Below are 20,709 nucleotides of genomic sequence, written 5' to 3'. Positions count from 1 at the left end.
TCATGACGGAAGGCGAGTAAAGCGGGTTCGTTGGGTGAGGTAGGTCTGCAGGCAATTGCTCTGGTCGCCCCTGGGTCGGCAGCGGAGACTGTGTATAGTCACGGCGTCTACCCCACCTCGCCCTGGCCGGGTTCTGGCGGCAGCTCGCCGTCCGCCTCGACGACCCGACCGGCCGCGACCACGCCTGGGCCGCGCACGCCCGCTGCTGGGCGCAGGTCGGGGCGGTGCTGCCGGCCGTGCGCGGCGCCCGCCTGCTCACCGACGCGGGACGGGTGTTCACCGCCGCCATGGCCCAACGGCATGAGCAGCTCCGCGACATCGAGCCGCCCGAGGGCCATCTCGTCCGCGCCGCCGCCTACGTGGAGACCGCCCGGACGCTGTGGCTGCGGACCCACACGCGCTGAACGGTTACCCGGCGGACCGGCGGTGTATGTTCCCAGCGAGGACATCTGACGGGTCGTCGTACGGGGGATCCGTTCCACAGCAGACAGCCGCGGCGGACCGCCAAACCGCGGGCAGCACGAGGGAGACGGTCGGATGGCCGAGCACGAGAGCCAGGTGGGAGGAGCGCCGCCGGGGGCGGAGAGCCACCGGATCACCATCAGCTTCGCCGGGTTCAACCGCGCCTGGGCGGCGTGGATCGGCGACCGCCTCGAACGCAACGGCTGGCAGGTCGCCTACCAGCGGTGGAACCCGCCGGTCGAGGTGCCGCTCGAAGTCGCCCTGCGAGACCTGCTGTTGTACGAGGGCCATGTCCTGGTCGTGCTCAGCGACTGGTACTTCAAGCTCGGCCCGCGCACCGACGCCGAGTGGAACGCGGCGCTGCGCTCGGTCGTCGCCCCCAACTCCCGCCGCTTCAGCGCCGTCTCGGTCTCGGCGCAGCAAATGCCCACCGCCACCGCCGCGTTCAGCACCGTCACCGAGCTGTGGGGCGTCGGCGCCCGCGAGGCGGAGCGGCGGCTGCTCAGCCTGCTCGGCCCGTCGCCCGCCCCGCCCTCCTCCACCGGCACCCTCGGCGGCGGACGCGGCGGCCCGCGCTACCCGCACGAGCAGCCCCGCGTGTGGGGCGGCGTCCCGCGCCGCAACATCCGGTTCACCGGCCGCGAGGACACCCTCCAGAACGTCTACGACACGCTCCAGCGCGCCGAGCCCGGCGCCGGCGTCGTCACCCTGCTCGGCATGTCGGGCGTCGGCAAGACGCAGGCCGCCGCCGAGTCCATCTACCGCTTCGGCTCCGAGTACGACCTCGTGTGGTGGGTTCCCGCCGACCAGCGCGGCACCCTGCGGCAGCGGCTCGCGGAGCTGGCCCCCGCCCTCGACCTGACCACCGGGCCCGAGTACGGCGAACGGCTGCGCGCCGTCGGGGACGCGCTGCGCCGGGGCGACCCCTACGACCGCTGGCTGATCGTCCTCGACGGCGCCGACGACCCGGGTCCGGTCGCGGACCTCGTGCCCTCCGGCCGCGGGCACGTGCTGATCACCTCGCAGAACCGCGAGTGGGCCGAGCACAACACCGCGCTGATCGAGATCCCCGTCTACGACCGCGACGAGTCCGTGGCGTTCATCCGCCGCCGCGCGCCCCGCATCGACCCCGCGTCGGCCGACCAGCTCGCCGAGGCCCTCGGCGACCTCCCGCTCGCGCTCGACCAGACGGCGGGCTGGCTCAACGACTCGTCCATGTCGGTCGGCGAATACGTCGGTCTCCTCGCCGACAGCTCCGAGGTGGAGATCGGGCTGCGGGTCGCCGCCGACTTCCCCATGACCTACTACACGGCCTTCTCGATACTGCTGAACAGGCTGCGCGAAACGGTCCCCGAGGCGGTCGAACTGCTGCGGCTGTGCGCGTTCTTCGCCCCCGGCGCGATCCCCGTCGAGCTGGTGCGCGGCGTCCCCTCCGACGCCCTGCCGGAGCGGCTCACCGGCCTGATGGACGACCCGCTGAGCTGGAACGCGGCCATCAGCAAGCTCGTGCAGTACTCGGTGATCCGCTGGGACGCCCCCGACGAGGAGACCCGCTCCGAGGACGGCGGCACCATCCACGTCCACCGCATGGTCCACCAGACCGTCCGCGCCGGGATGTCCAAGGACGACCAGGAGCTGTTCTCCCGCGCCGTGCGCCGCGCCCTGTCCGCCACCGACCCGCGGCGGCCCCAGGACACCCGCCGCTGGTGGCGCTTCGCGCGGATCGTGCCCCACCTCGACGCCTCCGGCGCGCTCCGCAGCGGCCACGCCGACATGCACCGGCTGATCTTCAACTGCCTCAGCTACCTCTACCTGGCGGGCGAGTACACGGCCGGCCTCCAGCTCGCCGAGCGCACCGAGAAGGTGTGGTGCGACGTCTTCGGCCGCGAGCACCCCCTGCTGTGGGACCTCCGCTCCCTCCACGCCACCGTGCTGCGCGCCACCGGCGCCTACGCCCGCACCGCCGAGATCGACCGCGCGGTCATCGACCACCTCAGCGCCGAGCGCGGCGACCGCGACCTCGCCGTCCTGCGCGCCCAGGACGGCCTCGGCGCCGACCTGCGCGGACTCGCCGAGTACGCGGAGGCGCTGGAGATCGGCGAACAGGTCCTGGAGGGCTACACCACCCTCCTCGGCGAGAACGACGCCCGCACCCTCAACGCCCGCCACAACCTCGCCACGTCGCTGCGCCTCCTCGGCCGCTACGCCGAAGCGCTCGACGCCGACCGCCTCACCCTCCAGGCCCGCCGCGAACTGCTGCGCCCCCGGCACCCCACCTCGCTCTCCTCGGAGAACGCCTACGCCCTCGACCTGCGCCTCCTGGGCCGGTACACGGAGGCGCTGTCGGTGATGGAGCAGAGCGTCGAGATCCACCGGCTGGTGATGGGCGACGACAACCCGCAGACCCTCGGCGCCGAGCTGAACTACGCGATGTGCCTGCGCCGCGCGGGCGACCGGGCGGGCGCGCAGGCCCGGCTCGGCGCGCTGCTGGAGCGCGCCGAGCGCGTCGTCGGCGACCTGTCCCCGATGACGCTGCGCGTCGCCACCTGCTACGCGATGCTCTACCGCTCCCACGGCGACCTGGACCGGGCCCGCGCGATCGGGGAGCGGACCGCGGAGCACTACCGCACCACCCTCGGCGCCCGGCACCCGTACACCATCGGCACCCGGGGCAACCTCGTCCTGGTGCTGCGCGCCGCCGGGGAGCGGCAGGAGGCCCAGGTTCTCAACGAGGAGTGCCTCGCCGACATGACGGCCGCCCTCGGCCCCGGCCACCCCTGGACGCTGGGCATCGCGCTGAACGCGACCGCCGGGCGGAACCTGGAGGGCGACGTCGAGGGCGCCGCCGACCTGAGCCGGGACACCGCGCGCCGCGCCGCCGAGGCGCTCGGCCGTCACCACCCGCTGTACCTGTGCGCACTGCTGGCGCTCGCCACCGACCTGCGCGGGCTGCGGCAGCGCGACGAGGCCGACAAGGTGGAGGAGGAGGCCGTGACCGGCTTCGGCACCACCCTCGGCGCGCAGCACGTCCACACCGTCAGCGCCCGCTCCCGGGTGCGCCCGTACTGGGACTTCGAGCCGCTGTCCACGTAGGGACCGGCCGGGGGAAACGGCGAGGGTCAAGGCGAAGGGAAAGGTGAGGGGCCGTCCACCGCGAGCGCGGCGGACGGCCCCTCACCGTCGGGTCAGGACCTCTAGAGGTCGAACACCTCGTTGACCAGCGTCTGCTGCTCGGCCTGGTGCCGCTTGGCCGAGCCGACCGCGGGCGACGACGACGCCGGGCGCGACACCCGGTGCAGCCGGTCCAGGCGGTCCAGGTTCTCCGCCAGGTTCAGCGCCATGAACGGCCAGGCGCCCTGGTTCGCCGGCTCCTCCTGCGCCCAGACGAACGTCTCGGCGCTCCCGTACCGGGCCAGCTCGGCGCGGAGCTCGTCCACCGGCAGCGGGTACAGCCGCTCCAGCCGGACCAGCGCGACATCGTTCAGGCCGCGCTTCTCCCGCTCGGCCACCAGGTCGTAGTAGACCTTGCCCGCGCTGAAGACCACCTTCCGCACGGCCGCCGGGTCGGCGGTGGTGTCCCCGATGAGCGGCCGGAAGCCGCCCTGGGTGAACTCCTCCGCCTTCGAGGGCGCCGCCTTCAGCCGCAGCATCGACTTCGGGGTGAAGACGACCAGCGGCTTGTGGTGCGGGTTGTGGACCTGCCAGCGCAGCAGGTGGAAGTAGTTCGACGGGAGCGTCGGCGCCGCCACCGTCATGTTGTTCTGCGCGCAGAGCTGGAGGAAGCGCTCGATCCGGGCCGAGGAGTGGTCCGGGCCCTGGCCCTCGTAGCCGTGCGGCAGCAGCAGCGTGACGCCCGAGGTCTGGCCCCACTTCTGCTCGGCCGAGGAGATGAACTCGTCGATGACGGTCGAGGCGCCGTTGGCGAAGTCGCCGAACTGGGCCTCCCACATCACCAGCGCCTCCGGCCGGGCCAGCGAGTAGCCGTACTCGAAGCCCATCGCCGCGTACTCGCTGAGGAACGAGTCGTAGACGTTGAACCGGGCCTGGTCCTCCGTCAGGTACAGCAGCGGGGTGTAGTCCTCGCCGGTCTTCCGGTCGATCAGCACCGCGTGCCGCTGGCCGAACGTGCCGCGCCGGGTGTCCTGGCCGGCCAGGCGGACCGGGCTGCCCTCCATCAGCAGCGACCCGATGGCGAGCAGCTCGCCCATCGCCCAGTCGATCGTCCCGTCCTCGACCATCGCGGCCCGCCGCTGCAACTGCGGCAGCAGACGCGGGTGGACGGTGATCCGCTCGGGGATGTTGACCTGCGACTCCGCGATGCGCTTGACGACCTCGGTGCTCACGCCGGTCTCGACCGCCGTGGGGAACTCCGGGCGCGGCGTGGAGACCTCGGCCGGGGCCGGGGTCACGCTGGCCTCGCGGACCTCCTTGAAGACCTTCTCCAACTGGCCCTGGAAGTCCTGGAGCGCCTGCTCCGCCTCCTCCAGCGTGATGTCGCCCCGGCCGATCAGCGACTCGGTGTACAGCTTGCGCACCGAGCGCTTCTTGTCGATCAGGTCGTACATCAACGGCTGCGTGAACGACGGGTTGTCCGTCTCGTTGTGCCCTCGGCGCCGGTAGCAGACGAGGTCGATGACGACGTCCTTGTTGAACGCCTGGCGGTACTCGAAGGCCAGCCGGCCCACCCGGCACACCGCCTCCGGGTCGTCACCGTTCACGTGGAAGATCGGCGCCTCGATCATGCGGGCCACGTCCGTGCAGTACGTGGACGAGCGGGCCGCGGCGGCGGTGGCGGTGTAGCCGACCTGGTTGTTGATGACGATGTGCACCGTGCCGCCGGTGCGGTAGCCGCGGAGCTGCGACATGTTCAGCGTCTCGGCGACCACGCCCTGGCCGGCGAACGCCGCGTCGCCGTGGATGAGGACCGGCAGGACGGTGAAGTCCTTGCCGCCCCGGCCGATGACGTCCTGCTTGGCGCGGGCGACACCCTCCACGATCGGGTCGACGGCCTCCAGGTGCGAGGGGTTCGCGGCCAGCGACACCTTGATGGTCTCGCCGGACTGGCCGGTGAACGTGCCCTCGGTGCCCAGGTGGTACTTCACGTCGCCGGAGCCGTGCATCGACTTCGGGTCGAGGTTCCCCTCGAACTCCCGGAAGATCTGCGCGTACGACTTGCCGACGACGTTGGCCAGGACGTTCAGCCGGCCGCGGTGGGCCATGCCGATCACGACCTCGTCCAGCTTGTCGGCGGCGGCCTCGTCCAGCACCGAGTCCAGCAGCGGGATGACGGTCTCGCCGCCCTCCAGCGAGAACCGCTTCTGCCCGACGTACTTCGTCTGGAGGAACGTCTCGAACGCCTCCGACGCGTTCAGCCGGCGCAGGATGCGCAACTGCTCCTCGCGCTCGGGCGCGGTGTGCGGGCGCTCCACCCGGTCCTGGATCCACTTGCGTTCCTTGGGATCCTGGATGTGCATGTACTCGATGCCGGTGGTCCGGCAGTACGAGTCGCGCAGGACGCCGAGGATGTCGCGCAGCTTGAGCATCGACTTGCCGGCGAAGCCGCCGACCGCGAACTCGCGCTCCAGGTCCCACAGGGTGAGCCCGTGCTCCTTGATGTCCAGGTCGGGGTGCTTGCGCTGCTTGTACTCGAGCGGGTCGGTGTCGGCCATCAGGTGGCCGCGGACCCGGTAGGAGTGGATCAGCTCGAAGACCCGGGCGGCCTTGGTGACCTCGTCGTCGTGGTTGACGTCGATGTCCCGCGCCCAGCGCACCGGCTCGTAGGGGATGCGCAGCGCCTCGAAGATCTTGTCGTAGAACTCCTGCTCGCCCAGCAGGAACTGGCTCATCAGGCGCAGGAACTCGCCGGAGGCCGCGCCCTGGATCACCCGGTGGTCGTAGGTGCTCGTCAGGGTCATGATCTTGGAGACGCCCAGGCGGTTGAGGGCCTCCTGCGAGGTGCCCTGGAACTCGGCCGGGTAGTCCATGGACCCCACGCCCAGGATCATGCTCTGGCCGGGCATCAGGCGGGGCACGGAGTGCACGGTGCCCAGACCGCCGGGGTTGGTGAGGGAGGCGGTGACGCCGGAGAAGTCGTCCATCGTCAGCTTGCCGACGCGGGCGCGGCGGACGATGTCCTCGTACGCCTGCCAGAACTCGAAGAAGGTCAGCGTCTCGGCCTTCTTGATCCCGGCGACGACGAGCTGGCGGTCGCCGTTCTCCTTGACCAGGTCGATGGCCAGGCCCAGGTTCACGTGGGGCGGCTTGACCAGGGTCGGCTTGCCGTCCCGCTCGGCGTACGAGTGGTTCATCGACGGCATCGCCTTCAGCGCCTGCACCATGGCGTAGCCGATGAGGTGCGTGAAGGACACCTTGCCGCCGCGGGCGCGCTTGAGGTGGTTGTTGATGACGATGCGGTTGTCGAACAGCAGCTTCACCGGGACCGCGCGGACCGAGGTGGCCGTCGGGAGGTCGCGGGAGGCGTTCATGTTCTTCGCGACGGCGGCGGCGGGGCCGCGCAGCGTCACGAACTCGGGGCCCTCGGTGTCCGCCGGGGCGGGCTTCGCGGCCGGCTTCGCCTCGGCGGGCCTCGTTCCTCTACCCCACTTGCGCTGCCCCCCGAGACGTCTGCATTCGAGTCTGTCGGTGTCCAATGCGTCTACACGAGAAAGCAGCGGGGGTGCAGAGCGTCATAATCGGAGCCACTGCTTTGTCCTGATATTTTCTTAGAGCTTGTTTATTTTGGGGTTGCGCTGTCCCCCCGTTATCTACACTATCCTCTTCGTCGGCAGCGGCAGTTGTGTATAAGAGGCAGCTCCTGGGCCGCGGCGGTGCCCGTGCCGTTCGTCCCCGGGGGGGCGGTGGCGGCGGTCTCGTCGCCGCCGGGCTTGTAGTCGGCGAAGAAGTCCCACCAGGCCCGGTCCACGGAGTTCGGGTCCTGCAGGTACTGCTGATAGATCTCGTCGACGAGCCATTCGTTGGCACCGAAACCCGCGGCAGGGTTCGACCCTGTGCTTTGGTCGGTCTCGACGCTCGATGTGTTCGGGGACTGTGGCGACACGGCGGCAACCGCCCTCTTCCGCTTCGCAAGGTCATTGATAGCGGAAAACAAGGCTACGCCTCCGGGGCGGTCCGGCGCAGTCCTCAGCCGCCAGACGTGTCCTACGCCACATTCGCCGGGGTGTTTCGCCGTCGGATAGGGCGGGAACCGCAACCGTTTCGGCTCAATCCGGCGACAAAATGATCAGTACGGAACGCGACATGGCACGCGACGGCCGTCGGTCCCGCCCCGAGCTGGGCGGATGGCGGCGGAGGGCGGCGAGCGGCTCCGGGGGCGGCCCGGCGCCGGTGCGGCGGCGATCCGGGCCATGGGGGGCCGGGCGGCGGCCCGGCGTCAACTGTTCGCCAGCGCGTTACCCGGAAGGGTGAGGCGGATGCGGCAGCCGCGCCGCGCCTCGGCCACGCCGATCGTTCCGCCGTGCAGATCGACCGCCCAGCGGGCGATCGCCAGACCCAGACCCGTGCCGCCGTCGCGCGGGATCACGCCGTCGATGGTCCCGCGCCCGAAGCGCTCGAAGACCAGCTCCCGCTGGGCCTGCGGGATGCCGGGCCCTTCGTCCAGGACCTCCAGCACCAGCCCACCCGGCCCGTGGCCCGGGCGGGCCACGACGGTGACCTGGCCGTTGCGCGGGCTGTGCTTGACCGCGTTGTCGACCAGGTTGGTGACCACCTGGTCCAGGCGCTCCGGGTCGGCGTGCGCCATCAGATGCCCGGGGGTGACGTCGAGCCGGAACTTGACGTCGGTCCTGGCGTGGCCCCGGCGCAGCGCCACGGTGGCGTCGTTGATCACCGCCGACAGGTACGGCTCCACCTCGAAGCCGCGCGGCTGGAGCGGCACGCCGACGCCGTTCTCCAGCCGGGAGAGGTCCAGGAGCTGCTCGACGAGGCGGCCGAGCCGCTCGGTCTGGCGCAGCGCGGTCGCCATGGTCTGCGGATCGGCCTCGGAGACGCCGTCCACGACGTTCTCCAGCACGGCGCGCAGCCCGGCGATGGGCGTGCGCAGCTCGTGGGAGACGTTGGCCACCAGCTCCTTCCGCTGCCGGTCGACCGACTGGAGGTCGGCGGCCATGCGGTTGAACGCCAGGGCGAGGTCTCCCAGCTCGTCGCGGCGCGCGACGCGGACCCGGCGGCTGTAGTTGCCCCGGGCCATCGCCCTGGCGGCAGAGGTCATCTCCACCAGGGGCGCCGCCAGCGCGTGTGCGACGAACTGGGTGACGAGCAGGGAAGCGATGATCGCGATGATGGCGATCACCTGGAGCGCGATGTCGGAGCGGTAGGCGACCTGGATCAGCACGGTGGTGATCACCACCGAGACGATCACCAGCCAGCCGAGGGCAGCCTTCACCGAGCGGAATGGATCGAACGGGCGCAGCACGCGCCACATCATGGGCCATACCCGCCGCCAGAGGGAATGGCGAACCGGCTCGGGCACGTGTTCAGACCTCGTGAACAGCCTGGCCCCGTCCGGCGGGCTCACCGGCGAAGCCGGGGGGTGTCTCCAGGGCATACCCGACTCCGTGGACGGTCCTGATGCGCTCGGCGCCGATCTTCCTCCGCAAAGCCTTCACATGGCTGTCCACGGTGCGGGTGCCCGAGGCGTCGGCCCAGTCCCACACCTCGGCCAGCAACTGCTCGCGGGTGAGGACCGCCCGCGGGGAGCGGGCCAGGCACATCAGCAGGTCGAACTCGGTCGGCGTCAGGTGGATGTCCTTGCCGGCCGCGCGGACCCTGCGCTGGGTGCGGTCGATCTCCAGGTCGCCCAGACGCACGCTGCCGGGACGCGGGGTCGTGGCGGCGACGGCGGCCCGCTCGATCCGCCGCAGCAGGACGTGGGAACGGGCGACCAGCTCGCGCATGGAGAACGGCTTGGTCATGTAGTCGTCGGCGCCGACGCCGAGTCCGACGAGCATGTCGGTCTCGTCGTCACGAGCCGTCAGCATCAGGACCGGCACCGGCCGTTGGGCCTGGACCCGGCGGCAGACCTCCAGGCCGTCGAAGCCGGGCAGCATCACGTCGAGGATGAGCAGGTCGGGGTGCCAGGCGGCGGCCGTCTCGACGGCCGCCGGGCCGTCGGCGGCGGTCTGCACGAGGAAGCCCTCCGCCCGCAGCCGGGCGGCGATGGCCTCGACGATGGTGGGGTCGTCCTCGACCACGAGGACCCGCCGCTGGGCGCCGGGCGTGGTCGCCGTGGTGCCGTGGATGTTGGCCCGGTCCGGGGCGCCGTGCTCGGCCTGACCGTTCGATGACAGTGTCTTCTCCTGATGGTTCCGGTCCATCGGTGATGTCCTGATGTCTGTCTGCGTCATATCCCGCCCCCGGGATCGTCCTGTGCCAGTTCCGCTGTTTCTGGCAATGAAATGTGCTTCAGATGTGCTGATGAGCACTGGCAAGAGCGTAGATGGCGAACTTGCGTGGCGGCTACGCGGACTGGCTGGCGAGATGGTGCGTGGCGAGAAACAGCACGTCGAGAACACGTCGGGCGACAGGCACTTCTCTGGTGCGAATGTCCGCGAATCCGGCATCGCGCGGATTCTGTGCGAAGTCGGTGGAGAGGTGGGCGGAGCAGGGGGGTGATGCCGCCGAATGTGAGCCGTTCACGACAAGGTGGGAGGTCCGCGGGAGCCGGTGGCGCGCCGAGAGGCCACCGGACCGGCGGGGGGAGCTGGGACGCCGCGCGCGGTGCCCGTCCGGTGAAAGGTGAAAGGTGGGTGAGAGAGGGGACCCCTCTTCTACAACTCCACCACGATCGCCGTCGCGTCGTCGCTCGCCTTGCCCCGGGGGAACGCCACCCCGTCCGGATCGGCCGCCTCGGCGGCCCGGACCCGCGCGATGGCCGCGGCCGGGCCCTCGTCCGTGAGCAGCGTGAACAACTCCGGCCAGCCGCCCAGGCGGAATGTCTCCACCCAGCGTCCGAGGCCGTCCGTCACCGCCGCCAGCGACCGCACCGCGGCGCGCGGCGCCGACCCGGTCACCGCCAGCGCGGCGACCGCGGGATCGGCCGCCGCCGTGAAGAAGCCGCCCTCCGCGTTCCGCAGGCCCTCCAGGAACCCGGCCCGCCGCTCCATCGGCAACCGCCGCGCGGCGGGCCGCAGTTCGTCCAGGCGCGGGTCGAGCACCGCGCGCACCGCCCCGTCCGGCGCCCGCAGCAGCAGCGCCGAGTCGGAAAGCACCAGGTACTCCACGGTGTCGTCGTCCCAGCGCGAACAGACCACCGTGGCCTGCGGGGTGCGCGGGTGAGAAAGGTCACAGGTCGTGCCATGGCCGTCCGCCGTACGGGAGATGGCCAGGTCCAGGCACCCGGCCAGCGGCACATGCCGCCGGGAAGCGGCCAGTTCCAGCAGCGCCCCGCCCAACCCGGCCGCGAACCAGGCGACACCGTGACGGCATCCGAAGTCACCCGCCGGTGCCGTCACTCCGTCGAGGAGAACCAGCGCGCCCCCGACTCCCCCCGCGGGAACGGCCGTCGCGGCGAAATCCTCGTTCGGGCGGCCCGGGGTGCCCGGTTGGGTGGCGGAATGGACGCGCATGGTGATGAGTCTGCCGTAGGCTGACTTTTGTCAGTGAATGCCGGGGTAACGCCCCCGGGTGCCAGGGCGGATGCGGATCTTGCCAGGAGCAGGCGCGGAAAGCCAGTCGGTTGCCCCGACTCCGCAGGGTCATGTTCTGTCTTCCGCTTGTCCCTCAACTCTCCTCTGTTGTTCACTCCTTCGGGTGGCCGCTTCGGGGAGCCGGCCCCCTGCCCTGTCGGCGCTGGCAAGGTCGGTGCCTACGTGACGAGAATGCGAGCACAGGTGCGGAAGACGACAGAGCATGACCCCGCCGACGCCGATCCGTCGCCTTCCGCCCCGTCAGCCTCCCGCGCGCGCGCGGCCCGGCGGCGGCGCGTGCGGGTGCGGACCCGGCTGATGGCGGGTCTGCTGCTGACCGGCACCGCCGTGGCCATCGCCGGCGCCCCCGCGGTCCACGCGGGCGTGCGCGATCTGCGGGACTCCCGCGCGCTCGTCGCCGACGCCGAGCTGGCCGAACGCGCCACCGCCGTCTCCCACCTGCTGGCCGACGAGCGGGACGCCCTCGTCGCGGCCCTCGGCGCCCCCGGCGCGGCCGGCGCCCCCCTGCCGGGCGACGTCCTTCCCGAGGACGCCCGTACCCGGGTCGACGAGGAGATCGCGGGGCTGCGCGCCGACGTCGGCGTGTCCGTGCGCACCCGCCTGGACGCGTTGCCCGAGGCGAGGGAGGCGGCCCTGGCGGGGCGGAGCACCCCGGTCGCCGCCCACGACGCCTACAGCGCGGCCATCGCCGCCCTCGACGGGGTCCTGCGCGCCGTCAGCCGCGCGACGCCCGACCGGGCCGCGGACCCCACCGGTGACGCCCTGCCCGATCTCGCCCGCGCCGTGGACGCCTCCTCGGCCACCCGGGGACTGCTGCTGGCGGCGCTGGCCGCCGGGGCCCCGGCCGGCCCGGGGGAGCCCGACCCGGCCGCGGACGCCCGGCGGGAGGCCGCCCGCGAGGAGGCCGCGCTCGCCGACTTCCGCGCCATCGCGGACGGGGTCGCCTGGGAGGACTACGAGCGGGCCGTCGCCGGACCCGAGGTGGACGACGCCACCGCGTACCTCGCCGCCCTCACCGACGCCACCGGGCTCTCCGGCGAGGATCTCGCCCTCGACCCCGGCGCCGTCTCCGTCGCCCTGTCCGCCCGCACCGGCCTCCAGCGCGACATGCTGGTCTCGCTGGCCGAGGAGCGGGCCGCGACCCTCCAGCAGCTCGCCGACGACGACATGACCCAGCTCCAGATCACGGCGGGCATCGTGCTCGCCGCTCTGGTGCTCGCCTTCGGCGTCAGCGTGCACACCGCCCGCTCCCTCACCCAGCCGCTGGCCGCCGTCCGGCTCGGCAGCCGCCGCGTCGCCGCCGACCCCACCGGCCAGGAACCGGTCAGGTTCACCGGCCGCAACGACGAGTTCGCCGAGGTCGTCCCCTCGGTCAACGCGCTGCGCGCCCGCGGGGCGGCCCTCCAGCCGCAGGCCGCCACCGCCGCCCGGGACGCCGACGCGGCGGCCCGCGACAGCGGCGGGCTGCGGGCCGAGCGGGACCGGCTGCTCGCCGAGCACAACGAGCTGAACGCCCGCCTCGCGGCCCTGCACGGCGCCGTCCACGGCATGTTCGCCCACCACGCCCGGCGGCTGCTGGTCCTGGTCGGGGAGCAGTTGACCGTCATCGAGGGCCTGGAGGAGCACGAGGCGGACCCGGACCGGCTCGCCGTGCTGTTCACCGTCGACCACCTCGCGGCCCGGATGCGGCGGCACGGCGAGAACCTGATGCTGCTCGCGGGCGCCGAGCCGCCGCCGCAGCTCGGGGAGCCGCTGTCGCTGATCGACGTGGCCCGCGCCGCGGTGAGCGAGATAGAACGCTACGAGCTGGTGGAGACGGCCCCGCCGCCCCCGGCCGCCCGCATCGTCGGCGGCGCCGCCCGCGACGTCAGCCACCTGCTGGCCGAACTGCTGGACAACGCCACGGCGTTCTCCCCGGCCGGTGCCCGGGTGCGGCTGAGCGCGCGGTGGGCCGAGAACGAGCTGGTGTTCACCGTCGAGGACGACGGGGCGGGCGTGACGCCCGAGCGGCTGGCCGAGCTGAACGCCAGGATCGCGGACCCCGTGACCCCACCGCCCGGCGCCGGGAGCGACGCGCCGGGTGTGGGCATCGGCATGGGCCTGTACACCGTGGCCAGGCTCGCCGCCCGCCACCAGTTGCGCTGCTGGCTCGACGCCCGGCCGGGCGGCGGTACGGTGGCGCACGTGGTGCTGCCCGGCACCCTGGTGGAACCGCTGGCGGAGCCGTATCCTTCGGTGCCCGCCCAGGCCCGTGCCGCCGCGCCCGCTCCGGCCCCGGCTCCGGCCCAGGCCGCCGAGGCCGTGCCGGAGCATGCCAGAGCGGCCGACACCACCCCCAGAACCACCGTCGTCACCGAGAGCGGGCTGCCGTTGCGCAACCCGTCCGCGACCGGCGTCGGGCCCTCGCCCCAGCCCACGGCCGGCCGGGCGCGGGCCGTCGACGCCGAGGAGCTGCGCCGCCGCCTCGGCGGCTTCCAGCGTGGCGCGAGAGAAGGACACCGGGACGCCGCCAGGGCGGCGGGCCCACATCCCGGCGAGGCCGGAGAGGAGCTGCCGTCATGACCGCACAGACCCGTATGGCCCCCGGCGCGTACAGCAAGGCCGGGGACGACCTGCGCTGGCTGCTGACCCGCCTGGTCGAGGAGGTGCCCGGCGTCCTGTCGGTCGCCGTCGTCTCGGCCGACGGACTTCCCCTGCTCTCCTCCGAGCCGGCCGGCGCTCCACAGCGCCGCGCGGTGGGCCCGCTGGGCGCGGCGGCGGACCTGGCGACGATCGTCTCCGGTCTGGGCAGCCTCACGGTGGGCGCCGCCAACCTGATGGAGGGGGGCCCGGTCCGCCAGACGCTGGTCGCGATGGACACGGGCAACCTGCTGGTGATGTCGATCAGCGACGGTTCGCTGCTCGGCGTCTACACCGAACCGACCGCGGACATGGGCGTGGTGACGTACCACATGGCGCTGTTCGTGGGCCGGGCCGGGCACCTGCTGACGCCGGAGCTGCGCGCGGAGCTGCGGCAGGCGACCCCCCGCCCCCACGCGCGGTGACCCTCCGGCGCGTCAGCCGGGGCGGACCGCGCCCAGGACCGGGTTGCCGGCCAGCGGGTCCAGCGTCACCTCGGTGCCGGGGCGCGGGGCGTGGACGACCTGTCCGTCGCCCGCGTACAGGGCCACGTGGCTCGCGTCGTCGTGGTACACCACCAGATCGCCGGGGCGCAGGGCGGACAGCGGGACGCGCGGCAGTTCCTCCCACTGGCGCCGGCTGGTGCGCGGAACGGTGACGCCCGCGTGCGCCCACGCCCGCGAGGTGAGGCCGGAGCAGTCGAACGCGTCGGGGCCCTCCGCGCCCCACGCGTAGGGCTTGCCGAGCTGGGACAGGGCCCACTCCAGCGCCAGTTCGCCGGCGGGTGACGGGGGCCGCGCGTCGTCGCCCAGGGCGCCGGAGGCCAGCAGGTCGCCCTGGGCCTCGTCGGCGCCGGCCCGGGCGAGGGCCGCGAGGTCGGCGGCCTCCTCGGGGGTCAGCCCGGCCAGCAGCGCGGTCAGCTCGTCCAGCCGCCGGTGGATCTCGTCGCGCTCCCGCCGCAGGCGCTCCGCCAGGGCCTCCTCGGCGTCGAGTGCCTCGCGGGCGGCGGTGGCCAGTTCGTCGGCCCGTTCCTCGTGGGCGACCAGCCGGTCGATCTCCGCCGCCTGGGCCGCCGCCGCGCGGGCCGCGACCGTTCCGTCGTGCAGGGCACGGCCCGGGTCCGCGCCGAGCAGCAGGCCCAGCGCCGGAGGGAGCGTCAGGCCGCCGCCGCGGGACTCCCCGGCGGCCAGCCGGCCCGCCAGGCGGCGGGCGGCGGCCAGGTCGGTGCGGGTGCCGGCCAGACGCTCGGTCAGCTCGGCGGGCTCGGCGCGCTGGGCGCGCAGCCGTTCGTCGGTCTCGTTGAACGCCTCGGTGGCGGCGCCCGTCTCCCGGTACAGCAGCTTCAGCTCCGTCAGCAGCGCCTCGGCGTCGGGCGGTTCGGCGGCGGCGGGCGGCGCGGCCAGGGCGGTGAGCGCCAGCGCGGTCAGGGCGCCGGCCAGGGTCTTGATCATCGACGGCACGCACGACACCCCAGCACGGCCCGCGCGGGGGCGCGCGCCGGGGCGTGCGAACGGGTGGTCAGCTCCGCCGTCGGTGGGCGCGGCCCGGCTCGGCGCCGGGCGCGTACACGTAGCGCCAGCCGCGCGGCAGGCGCAGCAGCCGGGTCGCCCCCGCGGCCTGGAGCCGGTAGACGTGCACCGTCCCGGGCCCGCCGTCCGCGTCGGGCACCGGCACCTCGTAGACCCGGGGCGGCTTGCCGGTGGGGCCGACGAGCACGGGCAGTACCCGGCCGTCCAGGGGGCCGCCGACGAACGGCGTCTCCTCGCTCCTCACGACTCGCCGGACCCCAGCGAGTCCACGGAGTCCAGGGACGTGACCGGCGCGACCGGCTTCCCGGACTCCGCCGGTTCCGCAGGATCGAGGGGGCCGAGCCGGCCGAGGTCCACCGAGGAGCCGAAGATGTCGAAGATGGCCAGCATGCGCATGATCAGGGAGTCGATCCGGCCGCCGGGCTCCTCGACGGAGGCGGCCACCAGCACGGCCCGCGCCGTCTCCTCGTCCCGCGCGGCGGTGGACGCGAGCTGGAGCAGGAGCTGGTCCACCAGCCAGTCCCGCAGCTCCTCCACCGGCTGCGCCCGGTCCTCGTCCAGCCAGATCAGCGACGCGGCCTCGACCGCGGTGATCCAGGTGCGCACGGCCATGGCCAGCCGGTGGCCGGGCGCCGGGGCCTGGAGGTGCGCGAACACCTGCTGGGCGGCGGCCCGGCGCACGCTGTCCACGATGGCGCTGGTGCCGGAGGTCTCGACCACACTGCCGCCCTTGAGCAGCGCGGCGAAGCCCTCGCCGTGCTCCACGACGAAGGCCAGGTAGCGGTCGAGGCCGCTGGCGAGGCGGTCGCTGAGCGGGCCCTCGGCGGGCACGGCGAAGCACAGCTCCAGTTCGGTGGCGGCGCTGCGCAGCGCCGCCTCGTAGAGCTGCTGCTTGCCGCCCGGGAAATACCGGTAGACCAGGGGGCGGGAGACCCCCGCCTCGCGGGCGACGTCGTCGAGGGAGACGTCCTCGGGCGGGTTGTGGGCGAACAGCCGCAGTGCCGTGGTGATCAGTTGCCCGCGGCGTTCCTCCACGGTCAGCCTGCGGTACGCACGGCCGGGTAGTGCGGGGCGGCTGCTCATGTCCTGAAGGGTAACCGCCGCCGCCCGCCCGCGTGCGGTCAGGTTCGCGGGCCGCGGCCCGCCCCCGACCTGGCCGGCGGCCCGGGGCGGCGCCCCGCCGGGCCCGGATTCACGAACGCGACGGAGAGCGGCAGGGCGGGCGCGCCGCGGACTGGTGCGCGCAAACGTTCGCGCGGCGGGCGGGCGTCGCGCGGCCGGTGCGCGGGCGTCGTCGCGCGCCGGCTGTACACCGATGCGGGCCCTGCCGTTCACCTCCGAGTTCACGCCGCCCGTTCATTTTCGCGACACGGGTTCCCGGCCCTCCGGTAACCGGCCTTCGGTGTGCTGGGTGACTATGACGCGACGAAGGACGGTCCGGCTGCCGAGCTGGAGCACCATCCGGGGCCGGGTGGCCATCGTGCTCGCCGTGCCCACCTGCCTCCTTCTCGTGCTGGCCGGTGCCGGGGTCGCCGACCGCGCGGCCGACTGGTCCGCCGCGCGCGAGAGCGGCGACCGGGTGAGCCTCGCGCTCGACGTGCAGAACCTCGTCCGCGAGTTGCAGCGCGAGCACGGGCTGACCAGCGGCCTGCTGGTCGGGGCCGGTCAGTACTTCCCCGAGCTGGCCGACACCCGGCGCCGGGTCGACGCCATCCTCGGCGAGCTGGACCGCCGGGTGGACGAGGGCGAGGCCCCGGCGTACGAGGACGCGCTGACCGGGCTCGGCCAACTGCCCGAGGTGCGCGTGACCGTGGACGACGACTCGATCGACTCGGCCGTCCGCGCGGAGAGCCTGAGCTACTACTCGGACGTCATCGCGGACCTCAACGACGCGCAACTCGCCGAGTACGGCGGCCATGGCGACCAGCGGCTGAGCGACGGCATGGCCGCGCTCCAGGCGCTGTCCGGCGCGATCGAGGCCCTGGCCCGTGAACGCGGCCTGATGAACGGGGTGTTCGTCGCCGGTCACTTCGCGGAGGGCCAGTTCCTGGACTTCGCGACGGCCCGCGCCGACCGTGAGTCGGCGCTGCGCTACTTCGGGCAGTTGGCCACCGAGGAGCAACAGGCCACGCTGGACGCCGCGTTCGCCACCGACGAGGCCGGCGTCGTCGAGGACATGGAGGCCCGGGCCGAGGCGGGCGCCAACGGCTCGGACCTGGACGTGGACGCCGACGAGTGGTGGGCCGCGGCCACCGGGCTGACCGACCGGCTGCACGAGACGCAGCAGCGCATCGGCACCGATGTCGCCGACCGCACCGACGCGTTGCGCGCGGCGGCCACCCGGGAGCTGGTCGGCTTCGTGGTGCTGGGCGCGCTGATCCTGGGCGTGGCGGTCGCGCTCGCCCTGCTGGCCTCGCGGTCGATCACCCGGCCGCTGGACGAACTGACCCGGCAGGCCGAGAACGTCGCCGGCCGCCGGCTGCCGGAGACCGTCCGCGCCATCCAGGAGGCCGAGCCGGAGGAGGCCGAACGTCTCGAACCGCCCGCCCCGGACCCGGGACTGGGCGGGGGCGCCGAGGAAGTGACCCGGCTGGCCGCCGCGTTGCACGACGTGGAACGCGCCGCCGTCGGCCTGGCCGCCGAGCAGACCGTGCTGCGCCGCAACGGCACCGAGTCCCTCGCCAACCTCGGCCACCGCAACCAGCGCCTGGTCCGCCGCCAACTGCGCCTGATCACCGCGCTGGAGAGCAAGGAGCTGGACCCGGACGCGCTGGCCGAGCTGTTCGAGCTGGACCACCTCGCCACCCGCATGCGCCGCAACGCGGACTCGCTGCTCATCCTCACCGGCCAGCCGCTGCCGCCCCGGGTGTGGACCGGCACCGCGCAGATCGCGGAGGTGGTGCGGTCGGCGGTCTCGGAGGTCGAGGACTACCGGCGGGTCTCGCTGGTCGAGGCGGAGCCGTGCCAGGTGCAGGGCTGGGTTGTGTACGAACTGTCGCACCTGCTCGCCGAGTTGATCGAGAACGCGCTGACCGCCTCGCCGCCCGCGCGGCCGGTCGAGGTGTACGGCTGGTGGGACGGCGCCGAGTACTGCCTGGCCGTGGTGGACCGGGGCAACGGCATGACGGAGGAGGAGCTGGCCCGGGCCAACGCCCGGCTGGCCGGCCAGGAGAACTTCCTGGTCGCGCCCACCCGCTTCCTCGGCCACTACGTCGTCGGCACCATCGCCGCCCGCCTCGGCGTCCAGGTCGAGGTCCGGCACACGCAGAGCGCGCCCACGACGTCGATGGCGCGCGGCGCGGGCGTCTCGGCCTATGTGGCGCTCCCGCCCAGACTGCTGAGCCCCGTCGTGGCACAGGAACACCACACGGACACCGTCTCCGCCTGACGGGCCGGTGCCCGCCGCTCAGGCGCGGCGCTCGGACGGTGGCGGCAGCAGCCGCGCGCGCTCGTCGTCGGGGGAGTCCAGCCAGAGCCGGTGCGAGCCGTCGGCGCCCACGGTGAGCCCGTACCGCTCCGGCCCCGGCCGCCCGGCCGCCGTCCAGTCGGCCAGCAGCGCCGCGCGCTCGGCCCACAGGTCGCGCGGGCCGTCGTACTGGATGCTGGCGGTGCCGTCGTCGCGGGGCGCCAGCCGCGCCCAGGACTCGCCGGCCGGGTGCACCAGCCCGTACAGCCGCCGCCCGTCCGCGTCGATCAGGCTCAGCTCGTGCACGTCGGGCTGCGCGAGCGCGCCGAGGAACCGCGCCATGTCGCCGCCGGGATCGGCGGGCACCCCCACGTCCGCCTGCCGGCCCAGCGGCACCAGGAGCGCCGGGATGTAGCTGCGGGCGGCGGGTGGGGTGACGGCGGACGGCCGGTCGAGGACCGGCAGGAACCGCCCGGCGGCCGAACCGTCCTCCCGGACGGTCAGCACCGCGACGCCCAGCCGCAGCGCGACGACGAGGTTCCCGCCGGGCACGACCTGAGCGGCCCACGCCGCCGGGACCCGGCCGCCGGTGCAGACGGCGAGCACCCCGGCGAAGGGCGCGTGCTCGGGGCAGCCGCGCGCCGGGTCCCCCAGCACGACCGTGGGCGCCGCCGAGGCCCGCGCCATCCGGGCCGCGGCGGCCTCGGTGGCCAGCGACACCACCCGTTCGTTCCCGAGCCCGTGACACAGGAGCGCCGCGCCGTACCCGTTGCCCTGGCCGACCTCCAGCACGCGCCCCCGGTCGGGCAGCCCCTCGCCGAGCGCCTCCAGCATGGCCGCCGCCGTGCCCGGCCGGACACCCAGCAGCGGTTCGTCGGAGTGGACCGCCGCCAGGTACTCGGGGTCCCCGGGCCGGTGGGTGTGGAAGGCGGAGACGAAGATCTCCCGGGGCACGGCGGCGAACGCGGCGTGCCAGCGGCCGGGGCGGAGCAGGCCCTCGGCGGCGAGCGCGTCGGCGAGCTCCCGGCGGAGCTCCGCGGCCGGTCGGGTGGCGGTGGTCATGGGCGGTTCCTCCAGGACGTCGGCGTCACACGGGGTGACTGCGGGGTGTCGCGGTGGTACGCGATACCCAACGACCGGCCGCGCGGGACGTAGTGCCACCGGAGGTTTCCTGCCGGACCGGAAACGCCGGGCGGCCGTTGCCCGTGGCCGCCCGGCGTCGTCCGGGACCGGGTGTCCGGCCGCCCGCGCGTCAGTCCCGGATGCCGAGGGTGTCCCCGGCCGCGTCGGCCAGGGCCGCCGGTTCGATGCCGAGCCGCTCCAGGACCCGGGCCGCCGTGCCGTGCCGCAGGTCGGTGACGGCCAGGACGATGTGCGCGCCGCGCAGCCGCCCGGGCCGTGCCTTCTTGGACAGCGCCGCGGCCTGCTGGAAGACCTCGCGCAGGGTGCCGGTGCTGCGGTACGGCGCGAGCCTGGGCGCGCGCGCCGGGGTGGCCTCCGCCAGGCGGGCGGTGGTGGCGTCGATGCCGAGCGGGCCGAGGGCGGCGGCGTGCGCGGCGCCGACCGCTCCCCGGCCGCCGTCCGCCGTGACGCCGAAGGCGGCGAAGGCCCGCCGGCCGGTGTCGTCCTCGCGCAGGGTGAGCGCCGCGAGCAGCAGGTGCTCGGCGCCGGGGACCTCGTCGCCGAGGGCGCGCGCCTCCCGCTCCGCCGTCGTGAACAGCTCGTTCATGATCCGGATGTTCGTCACCGCGTTCCGCAGTCCCATGGTTCCCCTCGTCCCCTCCGCCGCCGCGGTCAGATGTCGTCGTCGAGCGGCTTGCGCCGGGAGGGCGCCAGCCGCTTGTGCGCGGCCTGGCCCGTCATCCCGAGCGCCTCCCCGATCCGGCTCCAGGTCCATCCCTGGGCGAGCGCCTGGTCCACGGCGGCCCGCTCCAGGGAGGCGGCGAGCCGGCGCAGGGCGACCACGGCCGCGAAGGCGTCGTCGGGGCGGTCGGGCGGAGGGATGTCGGCCGCGTCGATCATGCGTCAA

At 73.8% G+C, this 20,709-nt stretch carries 16 protein-coding genes and 1 pseudogene; 5 read left to right on the top strand and 12 right to left on the bottom strand.

Going from position 1 to position 20,709, the window contains the following annotated elements:
- Positions 1-107: 107 nt before the first annotated feature.
- Positions 108-302 (bottom strand): hypothetical protein, encoded by a 195-nt coding sequence (locus BN2279_RS30785; protein ID WP_234348035.1) that lies wholly within the window; start codon positions 300-302, stop codon positions 108-110.
- A gap of 235 nt (positions 303-537) precedes the next feature.
- Between BN2279_RS30785 and fxsT the strand changes: the two genes are divergently transcribed.
- On the top strand, positions 538-3,555 hold the full coding sequence (fxsT, locus tag BN2279_RS21875; protein ID WP_059012186.1) for an FxSxx-COOH system tetratricopeptide repeat protein: 3,018 nt from the start codon (positions 538-540) through the stop codon (positions 3,553-3,555).
- A gap of 101 nt (positions 3,556-3,656) precedes the next feature.
- On the opposite strand, the gene BN2279_RS21870 is transcribed toward fxsT, so the two are convergent.
- From BN2279_RS21870 to BN2279_RS21860, 4 genes and pseudogenes are all read right to left on the bottom strand, one after another.
- On the bottom strand, positions 3,657-7,112 hold the full coding sequence (locus tag BN2279_RS21870) for a multifunctional oxoglutarate decarboxylase/oxoglutarate dehydrogenase thiamine pyrophosphate-binding subunit/dihydrolipoyllysine-residue succinyltransferase subunit (protein ID WP_234348034.1): 3,456 nt from the start codon (positions 7,110-7,112) through the stop codon (positions 3,657-3,659).
- Between the two features lie 178 nt (positions 7,113-7,290).
- A pseudogene (locus BN2279_RS28055) lies at positions 7,291-7,519 on the bottom strand (2-oxoglutarate dehydrogenase E1 subunit family protein); the annotation flags it as partial.
- Between the two features lie 333 nt (positions 7,520-7,852).
- Complete coding sequence (locus tag BN2279_RS21865; RefSeq protein WP_059012184.1) at positions 7,853-8,905, bottom strand: HAMP domain-containing sensor histidine kinase; 1,053 nt, start codon at positions 8,903-8,905, stop codon at positions 7,853-7,855.
- A 49-nt stretch (positions 8,906-8,954) separates the two neighbouring features.
- The gene (locus BN2279_RS21860; RefSeq protein ID WP_079032419.1) at positions 8,955-9,794 is read right to left on the bottom strand and encodes a response regulator transcription factor; all 840 of its coding nucleotides are present in this window, start codon (positions 9,792-9,794) and stop codon (positions 8,955-8,957) included.
- Positions 9,795-9,894: 100 nt separating this feature from the next.
- Between BN2279_RS21860 and BN2279_RS29570 the strand changes: the two genes are divergently transcribed.
- Positions 9,895-10,092, top strand: a complete 198-nt coding sequence (locus BN2279_RS29570; RefSeq protein ID WP_159037307.1) for a hypothetical protein — start codon at positions 9,895-9,897, stop codon at positions 10,090-10,092.
- Between the two features lie 155 nt (positions 10,093-10,247).
- Here BN2279_RS29570 and BN2279_RS21855 read toward each other — a convergent pair whose 3' ends face one another.
- Complete coding sequence (locus BN2279_RS21855; protein WP_059012182.1) at positions 10,248-11,045, bottom strand: protein phosphatase 2C domain-containing protein; 798 nt, start codon at positions 11,043-11,045, stop codon at positions 10,248-10,250.
- Positions 11,046-11,309: 264 nt separating this feature from the next.
- Here BN2279_RS21855 and BN2279_RS21850 point away from each other — a divergent pair, with 264 nt between their 5' ends.
- Together BN2279_RS21850 and BN2279_RS21845 are read left to right on the top strand one after the other, a co-directional pair.
- Positions 11,310-13,688: a sensor histidine kinase gene (locus BN2279_RS21850; RefSeq protein ID WP_159037306.1), complete on the top strand. Its 2,379-nt coding sequence runs from the start codon at positions 11,310-11,312 to the stop codon at positions 13,686-13,688.
- Positions 13,685-14,170 carry a roadblock/LC7 domain-containing protein gene (locus BN2279_RS21845; RefSeq protein WP_059012178.1) on the top strand — a complete coding sequence of 162 codons (486 nt, stop codon included), beginning with the start codon at positions 13,685-13,687 and terminating at the stop codon, positions 14,168-14,170. Before BN2279_RS21850 ends, BN2279_RS21845 begins: the two co-directional genes overlap by 4 nt.
- A gap of 12 nt (positions 14,171-14,182) precedes the next feature.
- Here the strand turns inward: BN2279_RS21845 and BN2279_RS21840 are convergent, their stop codons facing one another.
- The 3 genes from BN2279_RS21840 to BN2279_RS21830 form a co-directional block, all read right to left on the bottom strand.
- The gene (locus BN2279_RS21840; protein WP_059012176.1) at positions 14,183-15,196 is read right to left on the bottom strand and encodes a C40 family peptidase; all 1,014 of its coding nucleotides are present in this window, start codon (positions 15,194-15,196) and stop codon (positions 14,183-14,185) included.
- Between the two features lie 67 nt (positions 15,197-15,263).
- Positions 15,264-15,518 carry a hypothetical protein gene (locus tag BN2279_RS21835; protein ID WP_059012175.1) on the bottom strand — a complete coding sequence of 85 codons (255 nt, stop codon included), beginning with the start codon at positions 15,516-15,518 and terminating at the stop codon, positions 15,264-15,266.
- Entirely contained in the window at positions 15,515-16,357 is an 843-nt protein-coding gene (locus tag BN2279_RS21830) for a TetR/AcrR family transcriptional regulator (RefSeq protein ID WP_079032373.1), read from the bottom strand. Before BN2279_RS21830 ends, BN2279_RS21835 begins: the two co-directional genes overlap by 4 nt.
- Before the next feature lie 334 nt (positions 16,358-16,691).
- Here BN2279_RS21830 and BN2279_RS21825 point away from each other — a divergent pair, with 334 nt between their 5' ends.
- Positions 16,692-18,662: an ATP-binding protein gene (locus BN2279_RS21825; RefSeq protein WP_079032372.1), complete on the top strand. Its 1,971-nt coding sequence runs from the start codon at positions 16,692-16,694 to the stop codon at positions 18,660-18,662.
- Between the two features lie 18 nt (positions 18,663-18,680).
- Here BN2279_RS21825 and BN2279_RS21820 read toward each other — a convergent pair whose 3' ends face one another.
- The 3 genes from BN2279_RS21820 to BN2279_RS21810 all read right to left on the bottom strand — a co-directional run bounded on the left by BN2279_RS21820 (position 18,681) and on the right by BN2279_RS21810 (position 20,702).
- On the bottom strand, positions 18,681-19,742 hold the full coding sequence (locus BN2279_RS21820) for a protein-L-isoaspartate O-methyltransferase family protein (protein WP_059012167.1): 1,062 nt from the start codon (positions 19,740-19,742) through the stop codon (positions 18,681-18,683).
- Between the two features lie 190 nt (positions 19,743-19,932).
- A complete protein-coding gene (locus BN2279_RS21815; RefSeq protein WP_059012161.1) occupies positions 19,933-20,445 on the bottom strand; it encodes a Clp protease N-terminal domain-containing protein in 513 nt (170 codons plus the stop codon).
- A 29-nt stretch (positions 20,446-20,474) separates the two neighbouring features.
- Positions 20,475-20,702 carry a hypothetical protein gene (locus tag BN2279_RS21810; protein ID WP_059012159.1) on the bottom strand — a complete coding sequence of 76 codons (228 nt, stop codon included), beginning with the start codon at positions 20,700-20,702 and terminating at the stop codon, positions 20,475-20,477.
- Positions 20,703-20,709: the final 7 nt, after the last annotated feature.

Origin of the sequence: Streptomyces specialis, assembly GCF_001493375.1 — a bacterium.
GTDB lineage: Bacteria > Actinomycetota > Actinomycetes > Streptomycetales > Streptomycetaceae > Streptomyces > Streptomyces specialis.
The sequence above is the reverse complement of the archived record's forward strand: the minus strand, read 5'-3'. Positions and strand labels throughout refer to the sequence as shown.

Coding starts and splice junctions, on each gene's coding strand:
- BN2279_RS30785 (WP_234348035.1), bottom strand. CDS start 302: ATGCCGTTGGGCCATGGCGGCGGTGAACACCCGTCCCGCGTCGGTGAG.
- fxsT (WP_059012186.1), top strand. CDS start 538: ATGGCCGAGCACGAGAGCCAGGTGGGAGGAGCGCCGCCGGGGGCGGAG.
- BN2279_RS21865 (WP_059012184.1), bottom strand. CDS start 8,905: ATGATGTGGCGCGTGCTGCGCCCGTTCGATCCATTCCGCTCGGTGAAG.
- BN2279_RS21860 (WP_079032419.1), bottom strand. CDS start 9,794: ATGGACCGGAACCATCAGGAGAAGACACTGTCATCGAACGGTCAGGCC.
- BN2279_RS29570 (WP_159037307.1), top strand. CDS start 9,895: ATGAGCACTGGCAAGAGCGTAGATGGCGAACTTGCGTGGCGGCTACGC.
- BN2279_RS21855 (WP_059012182.1), bottom strand. CDS start 11,045: ATGCGCGTCCATTCCGCCACCCAACCGGGCACCCCGGGCCGCCCGAAC.
- BN2279_RS21845 (WP_059012178.1), top strand. CDS start 13,685: ATGACCGCACAGACCCGTATGGCCCCCGGCGCGTACAGCAAGGCCGGG.
- BN2279_RS21840 (WP_059012176.1), bottom strand. CDS start 15,196: ATGATCAAGACCCTGGCCGGCGCCCTGACCGCGCTGGCGCTCACCGCC.
- BN2279_RS21830 (WP_079032373.1), bottom strand. CDS start 16,357: ATGAGCAGCCGCCCCGCACTACCCGGCCGTGCGTACCGCAGGCTGACC.
- BN2279_RS21825 (WP_079032372.1), top strand. CDS start 16,692: ATGACGCGACGAAGGACGGTCCGGCTGCCGAGCTGGAGCACCATCCGG.
- BN2279_RS21820 (WP_059012167.1), bottom strand. CDS start 19,742: ATGACCACCGCCACCCGACCGGCCGCGGAGCTCCGCCGGGAGCTCGCC.
- BN2279_RS21815 (WP_059012161.1), bottom strand. CDS start 20,445: ATGGGACTGCGGAACGCGGTGACGAACATCCGGATCATGAACGAGCTG.
- BN2279_RS21810 (WP_059012159.1), bottom strand. CDS start 20,702: ATGATCGACGCGGCCGACATCCCTCCGCCCGACCGCCCCGACGACGCC.